The 17,402-nt window shown below is 65.9% G+C and carries 14 protein-coding genes; 7 read left to right on the top strand and 7 right to left on the bottom strand.

Translation table 11 applies throughout. The features are described 5' to 3' along the window. Positions 1–6: 6 nt before the first annotated feature. The 3 genes from SIL87_RS12060 to hemW form a co-directional block, all read right to left on the bottom strand. The gene (locus tag SIL87_RS12060; protein ID WP_319614424.1) at positions 7–942 is read right to left on the bottom strand and encodes a hypothetical protein; all 936 of its coding nucleotides are present in this window, start codon (positions 940–942) and stop codon (positions 7–9) included. Between the two features lie 115 nt (positions 943–1,057). Then, positions 1,058–2,773: a hypothetical protein gene (locus SIL87_RS12055; protein ID WP_319614423.1), complete on the bottom strand. Its 1,716-nt coding sequence runs from the start codon at positions 2,771–2,773 to the stop codon at positions 1,058–1,060. A gap of 294 nt (positions 2,774–3,067) precedes the next feature. Next, a complete protein-coding gene (gene hemW / locus SIL87_RS12050) occupies positions 3,068–4,237 on the bottom strand; it encodes a radical SAM family heme chaperone HemW (RefSeq protein ID WP_319614422.1) in 1,170 nt (389 codons plus the stop codon). A gap of 79 nt (positions 4,238–4,316) precedes the next feature. On the opposite strand from hemW, the gene SIL87_RS12045 reads away from it, so the two are divergent. The 6 genes from SIL87_RS12045 to ilvD all read left to right on the top strand — a co-directional run bounded on the left by SIL87_RS12045 (position 4,317) and on the right by ilvD (position 12,509). After that, positions 4,317–5,465, top strand: a complete 1,149-nt coding sequence (locus tag SIL87_RS12045) for a DegT/DnrJ/EryC1/StrS family aminotransferase (RefSeq protein WP_319614421.1) — start codon at positions 4,317–4,319, stop codon at positions 5,463–5,465. Between the two features lies 1 nt (position 5,466). Beyond that, complete coding sequence (gene pip / locus SIL87_RS12040; RefSeq protein WP_319615973.1) at positions 5,467–6,417, top strand: prolyl aminopeptidase; 951 nt, start codon at positions 5,467–5,469, stop codon at positions 6,415–6,417. Positions 6,418–6,506: 89 nt separating this feature from the next. Then, positions 6,507–7,541 carry a TAXI family TRAP transporter solute-binding subunit gene (locus SIL87_RS12035; RefSeq protein WP_319614420.1) on the top strand — a complete coding sequence of 345 codons (1,035 nt, stop codon included), beginning with the start codon at positions 6,507–6,509 and terminating at the stop codon, positions 7,539–7,541. A 61-nt stretch (positions 7,542–7,602) separates the two neighbouring features. Beyond that, positions 7,603–10,179 carry an MMPL family transporter gene (locus tag SIL87_RS12030; RefSeq protein ID WP_319614419.1) on the top strand — a complete coding sequence of 859 codons (2,577 nt, stop codon included), beginning with the start codon at positions 7,603–7,605 and terminating at the stop codon, positions 10,177–10,179. Then, positions 10,176–10,388, top strand: coding sequence for a ribbon-helix-helix domain-containing protein (locus tag SIL87_RS12025; protein ID WP_319614418.1), 213 nt, complete (start codon positions 10,176–10,178; stop codon positions 10,386–10,388). Before SIL87_RS12030 ends, SIL87_RS12025 begins: the two co-directional genes overlap by 4 nt. 264 nt (positions 10,389–10,652) lie before the next feature. After that, a complete protein-coding gene (ilvD, locus tag SIL87_RS12020) occupies positions 10,653–12,509 on the top strand; it encodes a dihydroxy-acid dehydratase (RefSeq protein ID WP_319614417.1) in 1,857 nt (618 codons plus the stop codon). 146 nt (positions 12,510–12,655) lie between these two features. Here the strand turns inward: ilvD and SIL87_RS12015 are convergent, their stop codons facing one another. Genes SIL87_RS12015 through galU form a run of 3 tightly spaced genes read right to left on the bottom strand, consistent with a single transcriptional unit; the run spans position 12,656 to position 15,902 of the window. Beyond that, on the bottom strand, positions 12,656–13,609 hold the full coding sequence (locus tag SIL87_RS12015; protein WP_319614416.1) for a glycosyltransferase family 2 protein: 954 nt from the start codon (positions 13,607–13,609) through the stop codon (positions 12,656–12,658). A 3-nt stretch (positions 13,610–13,612) separates the two neighbouring features. Further along, positions 13,613–15,031, bottom strand: a complete 1,419-nt coding sequence (gene pgmG, locus SIL87_RS12010; protein ID WP_319614415.1) for a phosphoglucomutase/phosphomannomutase PgmG — start codon at positions 15,029–15,031, stop codon at positions 13,613–13,615. Next, positions 15,024–15,902, bottom strand: a complete 879-nt coding sequence (gene galU, locus SIL87_RS12005; RefSeq protein WP_319614414.1) for a UTP--glucose-1-phosphate uridylyltransferase GalU — start codon at positions 15,900–15,902, stop codon at positions 15,024–15,026. Before galU ends, pgmG begins: the two co-directional genes overlap by 8 nt. A gap of 170 nt (positions 15,903–16,072) precedes the next feature. On the opposite strand from galU, the gene SIL87_RS12000 reads away from it, so the two are divergent. Continuing rightward, entirely contained in the window at positions 16,073–16,498 is a 426-nt protein-coding gene (locus tag SIL87_RS12000) for a MaoC family dehydratase (RefSeq protein ID WP_319614413.1), read from the top strand. Positions 16,499–16,502: 4 nt separating this feature from the next. Here SIL87_RS12000 and SIL87_RS11995 read toward each other — a convergent pair whose 3' ends face one another. Beyond that, a complete protein-coding gene (locus tag SIL87_RS11995) occupies positions 16,503–17,399 on the bottom strand; it encodes an alpha/beta fold hydrolase (protein WP_319614412.1) in 897 nt (298 codons plus the stop codon). Between the last annotated feature and the right edge of the window lie 3 nt (positions 17,400–17,402).

Genomic DNA, 17,402 nt, shown 5'->3' with positions numbered 1-17,402 from the left:
TGGGGTTCAGAGCTGATTGTAGCGGGAGATCAGGCGGTCGAAGGTGGTGATCATGAGTGGATCGGGGGATTGGCCCGGCAGGGTGCGGGCGACGGTGGTTTGCCAGAGTTTGAGGTCGAGGCGGGAGCTGGCGGCGAGGTGTTGGCCGCCGGGGCCGGCGAGTTGGTCGGCGAGCGGGGTTTGCAGCGGGCGGGCGAGTTTGCGGGCGGTGTTGAGTTTGGGTTCGGCATGGTCGGGGATGGCGGCGCGGAGGCGGGACCAGATCGAGATGCCGTAGGTGCGGCTCAGCCAGGCATCGAGGTTCGCCGCGAGATCGGGGTTTTCGACGACGCCGACATGGGCGAAGCCGGCGAGGGTTTGGTGGGCTGCGGCGAGGAGGGTTTCATCGTGCGCGGGGTCGATGAAACCGGCTTCGGGGATGAGGGGATGGGGCCAGAGGAGCATGCGCAGGATCAGATTGTCGGTCTGGCAGGCAATGGCGGGGGCGCTGAGGAATTCGGCGAGATCGAGGCGGGACAGGGCGATATGCTGACCCCAGGCTCCGAAGGCGCGCAGGCGTTCATCGTCGTAGCCGCGCCAGTAGAGCCAGTGCGAGAGCAGGCGGGCGGTGGGCAGGCGGAGGATGGTGACCGGCAGGGCTCCGGGGGAGCGAGCGCGAAGGGTCGAGGGCGCGATGTGGCCGGCGATGATGTCGGCAGTGGCGGGGGTTGCGGGCGTGCGGTCGATCACGCCGGCGGCCATGCCGGGGTCCATGCTCGAAAAATCGGTGAAGGCGCCGAATTGCGAACGGTCGAGCCAGTAGACGCTGGATTTGGGGCGCAGCGTGGCGTCGAGATGGGCGAGCATGCCGGTGCCGCCGGCTTTGGGGATGTGGATGAAGCCGAGTGGCCGGGCGAGACGGCGGCGGGTGATCTGGTGGCGGATGGCGCCGATCATGCCCATGATGAACGATCCCAACCCCGAGCCTGACAGGATGATGATCTGTCGTGATCGATGGATGACGGGAAGATCATGAAGCTGAATATTTATAAATGGAATTAAAATAAAATTTCATTGATCAATCTAATTTTTGCATCATGTATTCGAGGATCATAACTCTCTGATATTGCGCATGCTCTGTTATTTTGGAGATATCGAACATTGAGGACATGTTTGGACACGAGATGTTCATGACAGATTCAATGAAGGTTTTCGATAGCTCCTTTGGTCTTTCGTTCGATCTCGCGAATTTTTGTTTCAATGCCGCATTGTGTCGCCGGGTGGCGAGTGGTTGGGCGAACAGGCGAAGGTCGCCGAGACGGGCGCGCCACGGAGGATCGCGGTCGAACGGATAGCCGTGTGAGGACATGTGCCGCGCGATCGAGGGAGATAATGCCTTGATAAGACGGCCCTGAAAGATGCCGAATTGCTTCCACCCCAGCGGAATTTGGAGCGCGGCGCGGGCTATGGTGGGTTCGAGGTAGGGGGTTGCGCGGTCACCGAAGCGGAGATCGAGACTGGTATCGCGTCCGAACCAGGACCGGCAGCGCAGGTGGGGGTAGAGGCTTTGGACGTGCGCGCGATCGAGGACAGGCCGGGCGAGATCGAACAGGTCTGTGATTTTGCGGCTCAGATTGGCATCGTACGCCGCGCGAAGACCGGGGTGGCGGAGAATACCGGGATCGTAGCTGCTGAGGAAGGCGTGGATGAAGCGGCGAACGCTCATCGATTGGCCGCGGAACTTGAAGAAATTGCGGAAGACTTCGCCGCCACCGCCATTCATTATCACGCCGTCGCCGGAGCAACGGTCGATCCGGGCGTAGTTTTCGGAATCCGAGCAGAACATCCAGTATTGGGAGAAGGCATCGTTCATTTCGTAACTGGCGTTGAGCATTTCCGGAAAGAGATCGAGAGTGACCGGACGGATCAGCAATTTATCGATATGCTCGAACCGGGCGCCCTCGGAGCGGGCAAGGGCGGCGGCGTGCCGGACATCCGGCGATGCTGCGGAACCGTAGACGAACAGTTCGGGGTCGACACCGCAATCGCGGGCGAGGGCGAATAGCAGTCGGCTGTCGTAGCCGCCGGAGAAACTGATGCGGATCCGTTTGTCGAAGGCGGCAGCGTAAGCGGTCATGGTGGCACGCAGGCTGGCGAGGCTGCGTTCGATCAGTTCCTCGATCGGGGCGGGGCGTTCCGGCTCTACGAGGCGGGGGCGGACGATATGACGGCGGCTGGTATCGGCGAAGTCGATGGTTTCGCCGAGATCGAGACGGTCGATTTCGGCGAGGGGGGTGCCGGTGCCGAGGGTGACGCCGCCGACCACGTATTCGAGGCATTCGGCGGGGCGCAGGGTGCGGCGGGGCAGGCAGGCGGCCAGGGCGAGGAAGGCGGTGCTGAACAGGGTTCGGGTGTGGTCGAGGTAGCATTCGTAGGTGCCGTGGGCATCGGCTTGCAGGGTGATGCGGCGCTGCCGGTTGATCAGCAACAGGTATGCGCCGCGGCAATCGTCGGGCTTGGCGGCGGGGTCGGCGAGGTAGCGGCGCAGCGCTTCCGTGCTGTGATGGCCCTGGAAGAGAAATGTTCCGATCGCGATGGCAAAATCGCCATCTTCGAGATGAACGAGAGCCGGGGAGGGCCGACGATACTTTGGATAGGCTTCGATCAGGAGGGAGCCGGTGTCGAGCGTGACTGGGCCGGTAAGGCCTGCGCGGGCGAAATGGGGGCGGGCGGTTTCGGCGTGGCGTCGGCGCTGGACCGGATCGGGATGGGTGGTGATGAACAGGCCGCCCATGGGTCAGAGATATCCTGCGGATGCGATGTTCGGGCTGTCGATCATAAATGCGCCAATGCCTGCAATCATCAGCATACCTATTCAATCCGTCGCCTGAATGAGTGGATTTATGTTAATTATTAAGTTAATTTCCAGCTACAAATCAAGCAAGCGCGCGGAGGTTGTCCTTCGGCGTTCGATTTCCGATTAAATCGCGCAAAAATCTCAAGCGGCACGAACCTAGATCAAAAAAAGTTTTTTGCTTCTTTTTTACAAAAAAGAAGCGCTTTCTAGACTTGGTTGAGAGTGGTTTCGTTACTTGACCAGGGCGGCGAGGAGGGAGTCGAGGCGTTTGCGGCCTTCGGGTGTGGCGGTCAGGTGGCTGGGGGTGAGGGTGAGGTAGCCCGCCTGTTCGGCGCGGGTGAGGGTTTCGGGGTCGAGGAGGGTTTCGATCGGGGTTTGGGTGCGGGCGGCGAAGCTGGCGCGGTTGATGCCTTCGGTGAGGCGCAGGCCCATCAGGAGGGCTTCGAGGGCACGGTCGGGCGGAGGGATTTCGGTTTGTTCGACGGTGCCGTGGCCGTGGGTTTCGACGCGGCTGGCCCATTCCTCGGGGGCGCGGTGGCGGCGGGTGGCGAGGATTGTCTCGCCGAGGCTGATGCGTCCGTGCGCGCCGGGGCCGATGCCGGCGTAGTCCTGGTAGCGCCAGTAGGCGAGGTTGTGGCGGGATTGCTGGCCGGGTTTGGCGTAGTTCGAGATTTCGTAGGCGGCGAGGCCGAAGGTTGCCGCGATGTCGGCGGTGGTGTCGTAGAGGGCGGCGGCGGACTCGTCGTCGGGGAGGGTGAATTCGGCGCGGGCGTGGCGGGTGGCGAACTGGGTGCCGGGTTCGATGGTGAGCTGGTAGAGCGAGAGGTGGTCGAGGCCGACGGCAAGGGCGCGGCCGAGTTCGGATTGCCAGGCGGCGAGGGATTGGCCGGGGCGGGCGTAGATCAGGTCGAAGCTGGCGCGGGGGAAGATGGCGCGGCCGAGTTCGACCGCTGCGAGGGCTTCGGCGCCGGTGTGGTTGCGGCCGAGGAAGCGGAGGGCGGCGTCGTCGAGGCTTTGCACCCCGATCGAGACGCGGTTGACCCCGGCGGCGCGGTAGGCGCGGAAGCGGGTGGCCTCGATGCTGGTGGGGTTGGCTTCGATGGTGATTTCGAGGTCCGGCGCGGGGATGAAGAGGGTGGTGGCGTCGGCGATCAGGAGGGCGACGGTTTCGGGGTCCATCAGGCTCGGGGTGCCGCCGCCGAAGAAGATCGAGCCGAGGCGGCGGCGGGTGGGGGTGTTGAGGCGGGCGGCTTCGAAGGCGAGTTCGGCGCGGAGCGCGGTGCGGAAGCGGGATTGGGGGATGGTGTCGCGGACGTGGGAGTTGAAGTCGCAATAGGGGCATTTGGCGAGGCAGAACGGCCAGTGGATGTAGAGGGCGAGGGGTGGCGGGGCAGGGATCATGGCGCGGTTGTGTCGGAAAACCGGGGTGGGGGCAAAGGGGCGGCTTGCTTTGTCGGCGCGCGTTTCATAAGCCGGGGTCATGGATATCATGGACCCGCCCATTCCGTTCCTCGACCTGAAGGCGCAGCAGGCGCGGCTGGGGGCGGCGTTGCGGGCGCGGATCGATGCGGTGCTGGCGCATGGGCAGTTCATTCTGGGGCCGGAAGTGACGGAGCTGGAGGGCAGGCTCGCCGCATTTTGCGGTGCGGCGCATTGCGTGAGCGTGAGTTCCGGGACCGATGCGTTGCAGATCGCGATGATGGCGGAGGGGATCGGGCCGGGGGATGCGGTGTTTCTGCCGGCGTTCACCTATACCGCGACCGCCGAGGTGCCGTTGCTGCTGGGGGCGATGCCGGTGTTCGTGGATATCGATCCGGCGACGTTTCAGATCGATCCGGTTCATTTGCGGGTGCGGATCGGCGATGCGGTGACGCGGGGGCTGCGGCCGCGCGCGATTATCGGGGTGGATTTGTTCGGGCAGCCGGCGCCGTGGCCGGAGTTGCGGGCGATTGCGGCGGAAGAGGGGCTGTTCACGCTCGATGATTGCGCCCAGGCGTTCGGGGCGGCGCTGGAGGGGGCGCGGCTGGGACGTGAGGCGGATGCGACGGCGGTGAGTTTTTTTCCGTCCAAGCCGCTCGGGGCTTATGGCGATGGCGGGGCGTTGTTCACCGAGAGTGCCGAGCGGGCGGCCTTGTACCGGAGTTTGCGGACCCATGGCGAGGGGACGACGCGCTACGATGTTCAGCGGATCGGGATGAACGGGCGGCTCGATACCTTGCAGGCGGCGGTGCTGCTGGCGAAGCTGGAGGTGTTCGAGGCGGAGCTGGCGCGGCGCGAGGCGATTGCGTGCGCTTATGATGCCGGGCTGGCGGGGCGCGTGGGTGTGCCGGCGCGGGTGGCGGAGGCGGCGAGTGCCTGGGCGATTTATGCGGTATTGTGTGCGGACGGGGCGGCGCGGGATGCGGCGCAGGCGCGGTTGACGGCGCGGGGGGTGCCGAGTGCGATTTATTATCCCCGGCCCTTGCATCATCAGCCGGCGTATCGGGCGGCGCATGATGGGGTGGCGTTGCCGGTTTCCGAGGATGTCGCGACGCGGATCATGGCGTTGCCGCTGCATCCGGATTTGAGCGATGCGCAGGTGGCGCGGGTGATCGCGGCGTTTGGCGGATCGGATGAGACGGGGGGCTGAGATGCCGCGCGGGGATTTGTACCCGGAGATCGGGCCGTATCAGACCGGGTATCTGCCGGTGAGCGGCGGGCATGTGATTTATTGGGAGCAGGTCGGCAATCCGCGCGGCAAGCCGGTGCTGTTTCTGCATGGCGGGCCGGGCGCGGGGGCGGGTTCGGTGCATCGGCGGTTTTTCGATCCGGCGGTGTGGCGGGTGGTGATTTTCGATCAGCGCGGGGCGGGGCGTTCGACGCCGCTGGGCGGGCTGCATGCCAATACCACTGGCGATCTGGTCGCGGATATCGAGGTGTTGCGGCAGTTTCACGGGATCGAGCGGTTCGTGCTGTTCGGCGGGTCGTGGGGGTCGACGCTGGCGCTGGCCTATGGGCAGGCGCATCCGGAGCGGGTGGCGGCGATGGTGCTGCGGGGGATTTTTCTCGGGCGGCCGGGGGAGGTCGAGTGGTTTCTGCACGGGATAGCGCAGTTTTTTCCCGATGCCCATGCGGCGCTGGTGAATTTTCTGCCGCCGGGCGAGCGGGGCGATCTGCTCGGCAGTTATCTGCGGCGGCTGTGCGATGCGAACCCGGATGTTCACGGGCCGGCGGCGCGGGCGTGGTCGGTTTACGAGGGGTCGTGTTCGACGCTGCTGCCGAGTTTCGAGACGGTGGCGGCTTTCGCGCATGACCGGACCGCGATCGGGCTCGCGCGGATCGAGGCGTATTATTTCGCGCATGGGCTGTTCCTGCCCGAAGGCGGGTTGCTCGCGCATATGGACCGGTTGCGGCATGTGCCCGCCGAGATCGTGCAGGGGCGGTATGACATGATCTGTCCGCCGCAGACCGCGTTCGATCTTGCGGCGGCGTGGCCGGGAGCGCGGTTGACCATGGTGGCGGATGCCGGGCATTCGGCGTTGGAGCCCGGGGTGCGGGCGGCGCTGCTGGCGGCGATGGATCGAGCGCGGCGGCTGATTTAGCGGATCGTCATGGTTCTGCCCGAATTTCGGGTGACTCATTCGGGACGGGACACGGCAAGGTTTCGATCGGCTGAAGAGGAGGAACGGGAATGAATCAAGGGCGGCGGCGCGTGCTCGGTGCGGCGATGGGCGGTGTGATCGGCGCGGGACTCGGGCATGCCGGGATGGCGAGTGCCGAGGCGGCGCGTGTGGGGGCGACGCGAGCGGGGGCGGCGGGGATTTCGTTCGGCGGCGCGCTGACCATGGCGACCGGTGAGCCGGGGGGTGGATTTGCCGAATACGGGCCGGAATGGGGCCAGCGCGTGGCGCAGGCGGCGCATGTGACGCTGTCCTATCGTGTTTCGGGCGGCAGTGCGGCGAATATCCTGCTGGTCGAGCAGGGGGCGGCGCAGCTCGGGCTCACCACCATGGCGGTGGCGGCGCAGGCCTGGCAGGGCGATGCGACCTGGACCGGGCGGGTGAAGCTGCGCGGGTTCCGCGCGCTGTTTCCGATCTATCAGGCAAGCTGGCAGGTGATTGCGCCGCGCGGGGGACGGATCCGCCGGTTGGAGGATCTCGCGGGGGCGGTCGTGGGGGTCGGGCCGGCGGGCGGGGCGAGTGCGGTGCTGACCGGGCCGTTGCTGGGGGCGGTGGGGATTGCGCCGCGGCTGACGATCGCCGGGCTTTATGCCGAACAGATCGAACTGATGCGGCAAAGGCGGATCGGGGCGTGCGCGTTTATCGGGATCACGCCGCTGCCGGCGCTGGTGGCGGCGGCGCATCGCGGGGGGTTCAATCTGCTCGGGATCGATCGGCGCCAGCAGGATGCGATGCGCCGGAGGGTGGTGGGGACGGCGGCGACCGTGATTCCGCAGGCGAGCCTGCCGGGGCAGGGGATCGGGGTGGCGACGATCGGCTCGGGAGCCATTGCGATCGGGCGGGCGGATCTGCCGGATGCGCTGGTCGCGCGGTTGACGGCGGCGGCGCTCGATCACCGGATCGTGCTGCGCGGCGCGTTGCCGGATACCGACTGGATCAGCGACGACGATCCGGTGGCGATCCATCCCGGGGCGGTGGCGGGGCTGCGCCGGCATGGCTTCGCCGCGCCCGCGCGGTTGATCGGGCGGGAGCTGGTGCGCAGCTAGGGGCCGGTTACGCGATCCTCCGATCGGACCTATATAGCGGCGGCAATGTCGGGATGGTTCGATGCGTAAACTGATCATGACGCTCGTGGCACGCAGCCGCGCGCATGCGTTCGCGGTGATCGCGCTGTATCTGGTGGTTATCGGGCTGGGACTGGCCTATGCCCGGGGGCATCTCGGGATCGATACCAATACCGATCATCTGTTTGCCCGCAATCTGCCCTGGCGCAAGGAGCAGATCGTGTTCGACAAGGCGTTTCCCCAGTTCAACGATCTGATCGTGGCGGTGGTGCGCAATGAGACGCCGGAAGGGGCGGATGCGACGGCGAAGGCGCTGGCGGCGGGCGTTGCGGCGGACAAGACCAATTTCAAGGACGTATCGCGGCCGGGAACCGGACGGTTCTATCGCAATGACGGGCTGTTGCTGCTGCCGCAGGCGCAACTCGCGAGCCTGCTTAATTCGATCGTGACGGCGCAGCCGTTTCTCGGCCAGCTTTCGGCCGATCCTTCGGCGGCGGGGTTGTTCAAGGCGCTCGACCTGATGGCGGTGGGCGTGGGCGCGGGGCAGGCCGATCTCAAGCCATACGATGCGCAGTTGAAGAGTTTCAGGACCGCGCTCGATGAGGCGGCGGCGGGGCATCCGAAGCCGATTTCGTGGCAGAAGCTGCTGACGCCGAGCGTTTCGGCCCAGCAGGGCGATGTGCGTTTCGTGCTGATCCACCCCGTGCTCGATCACGGCACGCTCGAACCGGGCGGGGCGGCGACGGCGGCGTTGCGGCGGATTGCGGCGACACTGCCTTCGGTGAAGGCGGGGAGTGCGACGGTGAATTACACCGGGCAGATCCCGCTATCGGACGAGCAGTTCGCGAGCCTGACCCAAGGCATGGTGCTGGGGCTGGTGATCAGCCTGTCGCTGATCACGCTGTGGTTGATCCTGGCGGTGCGGTCATGGCGGATGATCGTGCCGATTTTGATCACGCTGGTGGCAGGGCTGGGGCTTACGCTGAGCTTCGCCGCCGTGGCGATCGGGACGCTCAACCTGATTTCGGTGGCGTTCGCGATCCTGTTCGTCGGGCTGGCGGTGGATTTCGCGATCCAGTTCTGTGTGCGGCTGCGCGATGTGCGGCGGCGGATCGATGATCCGGTGCTGGCGATGGTGGGGGCGGCGGACGAGGCGGGAACGCAGATCGCGCTGGCTTCGGTGGCCACCGCCTGCGGGTTTCTCGCCTTCGCGCCGACCAGCTTCATCGGGGTGGCCGAACTGGGCGAGATTGCCGGGATCGGCATGCTGATCGCGTTTTTTTGTACCATCACGCTGCTGCCCGCCCTGCTGGCATTGACGCGGCCGCGCGGCGAGGTGGAACGGATCGGGTTTCCGCTCGGCGATTGGGGCGATCATGTGCTCAAGCGCCACGGCAGGCCGGTGCTCGCCGTGTTTGGCATCCTCGCGATTGCGGGAATTGTTTCCGTGGCGACGGTGCGGTTCGACGCCAATCCGCTCGATACCCAGAATCCGAATACCGAGGCGATGCGGACGCTGAAGACGCTGCTCGGCAAGTCGGTGACCAATCCGTTCTATGTCGATGCGTTGGCGAAGGATCTGCCGCAGGCGCGGGTGCTGGCCGCGAAATTCGCCAAATTGCCCGAGGTCTCGCAGGTGATCTCGGGCGCGACCTTCATTCCGACCCACCAGACCGCGAAACTCGCGATGATCCAGCAGACCCAGGGGATTCTGGCCCCGTCCCTCGCCGCGGGCACACCCCCGGCGGTGACTCCCGCGCGGTTGCGGACGGCGGCGGCGAAGGCGGCGGCGGAGATTGCCACGGTCGCGGCGAAACTGCCGAAGACCTCGCCGTTGATCGGTATCGGTCAGGCGCTGGACCGGCTGAAGGCGATGCCGGATGCAAGGCTGATGGCGACGAATGCGGCGCTGGTGAAATATCTGCCGGGTGAACTGACGCGATTGAACGATGCGCTCTCGGCGCAGCCGATCACGGCTGCAAATCTGCCGCCGGCGCTCAAGGCCGACTGGTTTCTGCCCGATGGGCGGGTCCGGGTGCAGGTGATTCCGACCAAGGCGGCACAGTCCTCGGCGGGATTGTGGAAATTCGTCGCCGCGACGCAGAAAGTGGTGCCGGTGGTGGCCGGGCCGGCGGCGACCACGGTGGCGACCGCGAAGACCATTCTCGGTGCGTTCCGCGAGGCCGCAGCGCTCGGAGCGGTGGCGATCGCGGTTATTCTGATGATCTTTCTGCGCTCGGCGCGGGATTCGGCGCTGGTGGTGCTCACGCTGGCGCTCTCGGCCTTCCTGACCGCCCTGTTTGCGCGGCTGGCCGGGATGTCGCTCGATTATGCCAATATCATCGCCCTGCCGCTGCTGCTGGGCGTGGGTGTGTCGTTCAATGTGTATTTCGTGATGAACTGGCGGGCGGGAATGAAGAACCTGCTCGGCTCGGCGACCGCGCGGGCGGTGCTGTTCTCGGCGCTGACCACCGGCACCGCCTTCGGCTCGCTCGCGGCCTCGCATGACCGGGGGACCGCGAGCCTCGGCGAGTTGCTGCTGCTGAGCCTGCTCGCCGTGCTGATCGCAACCTTCGTGTTCCTGCCCGCGCTGCTCTATATTCTGACGCGCCGGGAATGAGCCTGATCAAGCGCAGCATCTCGCTTTCGGGACACCGGACCAGCATTGCCCTCGAACCGGCGTTCTGGGCGGCGCTGGAGGCGGCGGCGGCGCGGCGGGAGGTGACGCTGGCCGCGATGGTGCGCACGATCGACGAAGGGCGCGGCGCGGATGAGGCGCTGGCTTCGGCGTTGCGGGTGTTTGCGCTGGGAGAGGCGAAGGATGGATGAAGGGACGGCTTCTTTTTTGTAAAAAAGAAGCAAAAAACTTTTTTGATTTGGTTTTGTACCGGGTTTGGGGTGGACGGGTTGGGATCGACAGACGTGAGGCGGGTTTTTATTGGTCAAATATGGCAATTCTCTATCGCGTATGGGATCGCCGGGGTCGTCGATCGCTTGTGATCGGCTGCGGCGATCAGCCCTGCGTCGACCCCGGTAGCGGCACGACAGCAATCCGCCTATAATTTTCGAAACATTCGACCGGAAACCACGATCATGCCGCATTATCGTTCCCGTACCTCGACTCATGGCCGCAACATGGCCGGTGCCCGCGCGCTCTGGCGCGCGACCGGGATGGGCGATGGGGATTTCGGCAAGCCGATCATCGCGATCGCCAATTCCTTCACCCAGTTCGTCCCCGGCCATGTGCACCTCAAGGATATGGGGCAGCTGGTGGCGCGCGAGATCGAGGCGGCGGGCGGGGTCGCCAAGGAATTCAATACCATCGCGGTCGATGACGGGATCGCGATGGGGCATGGCGGGATGCTGTATTCGCTGCCCTCGCGCGAGTTGATCGCGGATTCGGTGGAGTACATGGTCAATGCCCATTGCGCCGATGCGCTGGTGTGCATTTCCAATTGCGACAAGATCACGCCCGGCATGCTGATGGCGGCGCTGCGGCTGAATATTCCGGCGATCTTCGTCTCGGGCGGGCCGATGGAGGCGGGCAAGTATGTCGCGGAAGGGACGACCAAGGCGGTCGATCTGATCACCGCGATGGTTGCCGCCGCCGATCCGACCCAGACCGACGAGCAGGCGGCGGTGATGGAACGCTCGGCGTGCCCGACCTGCGGTTCGTGCTCGGGGATGTTCACCGCCAATTCGATGAACTGCCTGACCGAGGCGCTCGGGCTGGCGCTGCCGGGCAACGGCTCGCTGCTGGCGACCCATTCCGACCGCAAACGCCTGTTCGTTGAGGCCGGGTGGCAGATCGTGGATCTGGCGCGGCGGTATTACGAGCAGGAGGATGGTTCGGTCCTGCCGCGCGCGATTGCGAATTTCGACGCTTTCGAGAACGCCATGTCGCTCGATATCGCCATGGGCGGATCGACCAATACCGTGCTGCATCTGCTGGCGGCGGCGCGCGAGGCGGAGCTTGAATTCACCATGGCGGACATCGATCGGCTGTCGCGCCGGGTGCCGAATTTGTGCAAGGTTTCGCCCTCGGTGCCGAATGTCCATATGGAGGATGTCCATCGGGCGGGCGGGATCATGGGGTTGCTCGGCGCGCTGGACCGGGCCGGGTTGCTGCACCGGGATTGCTCGACCGTGCATGAGAAGACTTTGGGCGCGGCGGTGGAACTGTGGGATGTGATGAACGGGCGCGAACAGGCGCGGACGCTGTTCAGCGCGGCACCGGGGGGCGTGCGGACGACGCAGGCGTTCAGCCAGTCCCGCCGCTACGAGGGGCTCGATACCGACCGGGTCAAGGGTGTGATCCGCGATGCGCCCCACGCGTTCAGCAAGGATGGCGGGCTGGCCGTGCTGTATGGTAATATCGCGCTCGACGGGGCGATCGTGAAGACCGCCGGGGTCGATGCCGCCAATCTGGTGTTCAAGGGGCCGGCGCGGATTTTTGCCAGCCAGGATGACGCGGTGGCGGCGATTCTCGGTGACAAAATCGTGGCCGGCGATGTGGTCGTGATCCGCTACGAGGGGCCGAAAGGCGGGCCGGGGATGCAGGAGATGCTGTATCCGACATCGTATCTGAAATCGAAAGGGTTGGGCAAAGCCTGCGCGCTGATCACCGACGGGCGGTTCTCCGGGGGTACGTCGGGGCTTTCGATCGGGCATATTTCGCCGGAAGCCGCCGAGGGCGGGGCGATCGGGCTGATCGAGGACGGCGATGTCATCGCGATCGATATTCCGAACCGGCGGATCGATGTCGTACTCGATCAGGCGCGCCTCGATGAGCGGCGGGTTGCGATGGAGGCGCGGGGCGCGGAGGCGTGGCAGCCGGTCGGGCGGGATCGCGTGGTTTCGGCGGCACTTCAGGCCTATGCGGCGTTGACCACCAGCGCCGCGAACGGTGCGGTGCGCGATGTCCGTCAGGTTCAACGCCGTCGGGGGTGAGCCCTTGTAACCTCAAACGAATGGATTCCAAAGGCTCCGCCTTTGGCGGGTCCAGGGCAGAGCCCTGGCCTGTTTCCGTCCTATGCCCAGCGATCACGGTTTCATCAGACTGGCACGGTCGTAGGCGAGGGCGCTGAGGGCAGGCTTCAAAACCGCGGCTCGCCGGGGACGGTGGGGGCGGGTTGGCCGAGATAGGCGAGGGCGCGGAGTTCGCGGCGGCCGCGGGTGACGGTGTCGAGGATGATGCCGGTGGTGAGGCTGAGCAGGCCGGCGAGGCCGATGCCGGTGGCGAGCACGGCGGTGGGCAGGCGCGGGACCAGGCCGGTGTGGAGGTAGGTGATCAGCAGCGGGATGCCGAGCAGGATCGCGACCAGGGCGCAGGCGAGGGCGATGCCGCCGAAGAAGGCGAGCGGGCGTTCGTGGCGGATGAGTTTGAGGATCATCATCAGGATGCGCCATCCGTCCTGCCAGGTGCGGAGCTTGCTTTCCGAGCCGGGGGGGCGGCCGCGATACTCGCCCTCAAGATGGGCGATCGGGACCGCGAGTTCGAGGGCATGGACCGCGAGTTCGGTTTCGATGTCGAACCCGGTGGACAGAGCGGGGAATGATTTGACGAAGCGGCGGGACATGACCTTGTAGCCGGATAGCATGTCCTGCACCCGGTCGCCGAAGATGGTGCGGACCGCGCCGGTGAGCAGGACGTTGCCGAGGCGGTGGCCGCCGCGATAGGCTTCGTCGCCGGTTGCGATGCGGACGCAGTTGACCAGATCGTGCGGGCCGCTGCGGGCGAGGGCGAGCAAAGCGGGGGCGAGGGATGCGTCATACGTGTCGTCGCCATCGGCCATGATGTAGACATCGGCATCGATGTCGCGGAACATGCGGCGGACGACGTGACCCTTGCCCTGCTGGGGTTCGCGGCGGACCACGGCACCGGCTTCGGATGCGACCGCGATGGTGACATCGGTCGAGTTGTTGTCGAACACGTAGATGATCGCGTCCGGCAGGGCGGCGCGGAAGTCGCGCACCACCTTGCCGATTGCGAGGGCTTCGTTGTGGCAGGGCAGCAGGACCGCGACGGTGACTGCCCGATCGATCGTCATCGATCAGTGGCCGGCATTGGCACCGGAGAAATCGGGTGCGAGGCCGGATGCGGCGAGTTGCGAGGCCAGCGTGGCCTTGAGGCGGGCGAGACCGGCGGGGGTTGCGGCTTCGGCGCGGGCGACCAGCACGGCCTGGGTGTTCGAGGCGCGCAGGAGCCACCAGCCATCCTCGGTGTTCACGCGCACGCCATCGGTTTGTGAAACCGTGGCGCCATCGGCGCGGAGGCGTTCGGCGACTTCGGCGACCACGGAGAATTTGCGGCTTTCCTCGCAGTCGAACCGGAGTTCCGGCGTGTTGAGGACCTGGGGCAGGGATTTGCGGAAGGCCGAGACCGATTTGCCGCTGTGGATGACGGCGTTGAGGACGCGGATGGCAGCGTAGAGGGCGTCGTCGAACCCGTACCATTTATCGGCGAAGAAGATGTGGCCCGACATTTCGCCCGCGAGCGGGGCACCGGTTTCGGCCATTTTCGACTTGATCAGGGAGTGGCCGGTTTTCCACATCAGGGGTTTGCCGCCGGCTTTTTCGATCTGGTCGAACAGGACCTGGCTCGCCTTGACGTCGGCGATGATGGTGGCGCCGGGGTGGGTTGCCAGCACGTCGCGCGCGAGGAGGATCAGGAACTGGTCGCCGAAGAGGATTTCGCCGGTATCGTCGACGATGCCGATGCGGTCGGCGTCGCCATCGAAGGCGATGCCGATATCGGCCCCCTGTTTGCGGACGGCGGTGACCAGTTGTTCGAGATTTTTCGGGACGGTGGGATCGGGGTGATGGGCGGGGAACCGGCCGTCGATTTCGGCGTTGAGCACGGTGTGCCTGCCGCGCAGGGCTTTGACGAGGCGTTGCAGCACGTCGCCCGCCGAGCCGTTGCCGGAATCCCAGACCACGTTGAGCGCACGGTCGCCGCCATCCCAATCCTGGAGCAGGCGGGCGAGGTAGGCGGCGCTGATGTCGCGGGTGACCACGCTGCCTTCGGCGGGGGCGACCACATCGCCTGCGGCGGCGAGGCGGCCGAGGGTCTGGATATCGTCGCCGAAGAAGGGCTTGCGGCCCATCATCATTTTGAAACCGTTGTAATTGGCCGGGTTGTGGCTGCCGGTGACCATGATCGCGCCATCGGTCGCTTCGGTGGTGGCGGCGAAATAGAGCATCGGGGTGGGGCCGACGCCGATATCGGTGACGTGCATGCCGCTGGCGATCAGCCCCTCGATCAGGGTTGCCGAAAATTCGGGCGAGGACAGCCGCCCGTCCCGCCCGACCGCGACGCGGCTGCCGCCCTTGCGGGCGACGATCGAGCCGAAGGTGCGGCCGATCGCGAAGGCGTCCGCCGTATGCAGGGTTTCGCCGACGATGCCGCGAATGTCGTATTCGCGCAGGGTGGTGGCGGGGAACAGATGCGCGAACGCGGTTTTGTCATGCATCGGCGTAAGCTTTCAGGAAGTGGCGGATGGCCGGGCTGAGGTCGGGGCGGGCGAGGCCGAAGGCGATCTGGGCTTCGAGATAGCCGACCTTGTCGCCGCAATCGAACCGGCGGCCTTCGAATTTGAGGCCGTGGAACGGAGCGTGGCCGATCATTTTGGCCATGGCGTCGGTCAGCTGGACCTCGTTGCCGGCGCCGCGCTCCATGCGCGCGAGGTGGGCGACGATTTCGGGGAGCAGGACGTAGCGCCCGATGATCGAGAGGTTGGAAGGGGCGAGGTCGCGGCGGGGCTTTTCGACCAGGCCGAGCACCTCGACCATGTTGCCCTCGGTTTCGCCGGTTTTCAGGACGCCGTAGCGGTGGACCTGCTCCATCGGCACTTCCTCGACCGCGACGACGTTGCCGCCGGTGGCGCGGTAGGCATCGGCGAGCTGGCCGAGGCAGGGGGTCTGGCTGAGCACGAGGTCGTCGGGCAGGATGATCGCGAAAGGATCGTCGCCGATGAAGGCGCGGGCGCACCAGATCGCGTGGCCGAGGCCGAGCGGGACCTGCTGGCGGACCGTGACGATCGAGCCCGGTTCCATCGCTTCGGAGCGGAGCATGCCCAGCGCATCGTCCTTGCCGCGCTCGGACAGGGTGGCTTCGAGCTCGAAGGCGATGTCGAAATGGTCGATCAGGGCGGTTTTGCCGCGGCCGGTGACCATGCAGAACTGCTCGATGCCGGCGGCGCGGGCTTCATCGATCGCGTACTGGATCAGCGGTTTGTCGACCACCGGGAGCATTTCCTTGGGGATCGCCTTGGTGGCGGGCAGAAAGCGGGTTCCGAGGCCGGCGACCGGCAGCACCGCTTTGCGTAATGGTTTGATCGACAATGAAGCCCCCGACTTATGATACGATATATTCAACAATACGCACTCGAGCGCACCGGCTTTCCGGCCCGCTGGCATTGGACGCGACATTGCCCGTGTGGCACCTTTTATCAAGGCTCACTGCCACGGCAGGCCGTGGGGGACAAGAACGCGTGACAAGGAAACCGCTGCGCATGAATGAGATGGTCAGGGTCGGCACCGAATTCGAGGCCGAACATGTGTTTGAAACCGAGGCGTCACAGGAATTCGCCCGCATGGTCGGGGACACCAACCCGATGCATCACGATGAGGCGGCGGCGGCGGCCTCGCGGTTCGGCGGGTTGATCGTGAGCGGGACCGAGACGACGGCGCGGATGATGGGGCTGACCGCGCGGCGGTTTTCCGAGCTCGGACCGACACTGGGGCTGGAATTCAGCTTCCGGTTCCGGCGCGGCGTGCCGATGGGGGCGCGGACGATCATTCGCTGGGTGGTCACCCATATCGAATACAAGGAGGGGCTGGGGCATATCGCGACCAGCACCGGGACGCTGACGCTGGCCGAATCCGGGGTGGTGGCGGTCGAAGCGACCAGCAAGGGCGTGCTGCTCGACAAGGCGTGAGGCTTCAGGTTGCGGTGGGGACCGGCCTTCCGGTGAGCCACGCCGCGATCATGGCGTTGACGGTTTCAGGGGCTTCCTGCTGGACCCAGTGCGACACGCCGGGCAGGTAGCGCAGGGTGAAATCATCGACCAGATCAGCGGTGCCGCAGGTGAGTTCGCGGCCTAAGGCGGCGTCCTGTTCGCCCCAGAGCATCAATGTGGGCACGCGCAGCGGTTTGGCGGGGGCGAGGGTGCGGAACGGGTTGCGGAAATTGGCGCGATACCAGTTGATCATCGCGGTCAGCGCGCCGGGGATCAGCGCGTTGGCGCGGTAGACCGCGAGAACCTCGTCGGGGAAGCGGGATTTATCGACCGCCATGCCGCGAAAGGCGCGGGCGATCCAGGCTGCGTTGTCGGCGGCGAGGATGCGTTCGGGCAGCCAGGGCAGCTGGAACCAGAAAATATACCAGGAGCGGCGCAATTGCCGCAGGGTGCGCAGGCCGCGTGCGAAGAGGTCGGGGTGGGGCAGGTTCATCACGATGAAACGGTCGACCGGGCGGATCGCGTTGAGTACAAAGAACCAGCCGAGCGCGCCGCCCCAGTCGTGACCGATCAGGACGATGTCACCGTCGATGCCTTGAGCGCGGGCGGCGTCGATCAGGCCGGCGATGTCGCGGAGGAGTTCGGAAATCCGGTAGGCGGCGATGCCGGTGGGGCGGGACGTTGTGCCGTAGCCGCGCAGGTCCGGTGCCCAGGCGGTGTAGCCGAGCGTGGCGAGCAGGGGCATTTGATGACGCCAGGAGAATTTGCACTCGGGGAAACCATGCAGGCACAGAGCGAGGTTGCGCCCGGTGCCGCAGGTATCGACCGCGAAGTTCAGGTTGTTCGCCGCGATCCGGATGGTCTCGATCGCGGCGGCCACGGG

Origin of the sequence: Acidiphilium acidophilum (assembly GCF_033842475.1) — a bacterium.
Lineage (GTDB): Bacteria > Pseudomonadota > Alphaproteobacteria > Acetobacterales > Acetobacteraceae > Acidiphilium > Acidiphilium acidophilum.
Note: the sequence above shows the minus strand (reverse complement) of the source record. Positions and strands in the feature narration are given on the sequence as shown.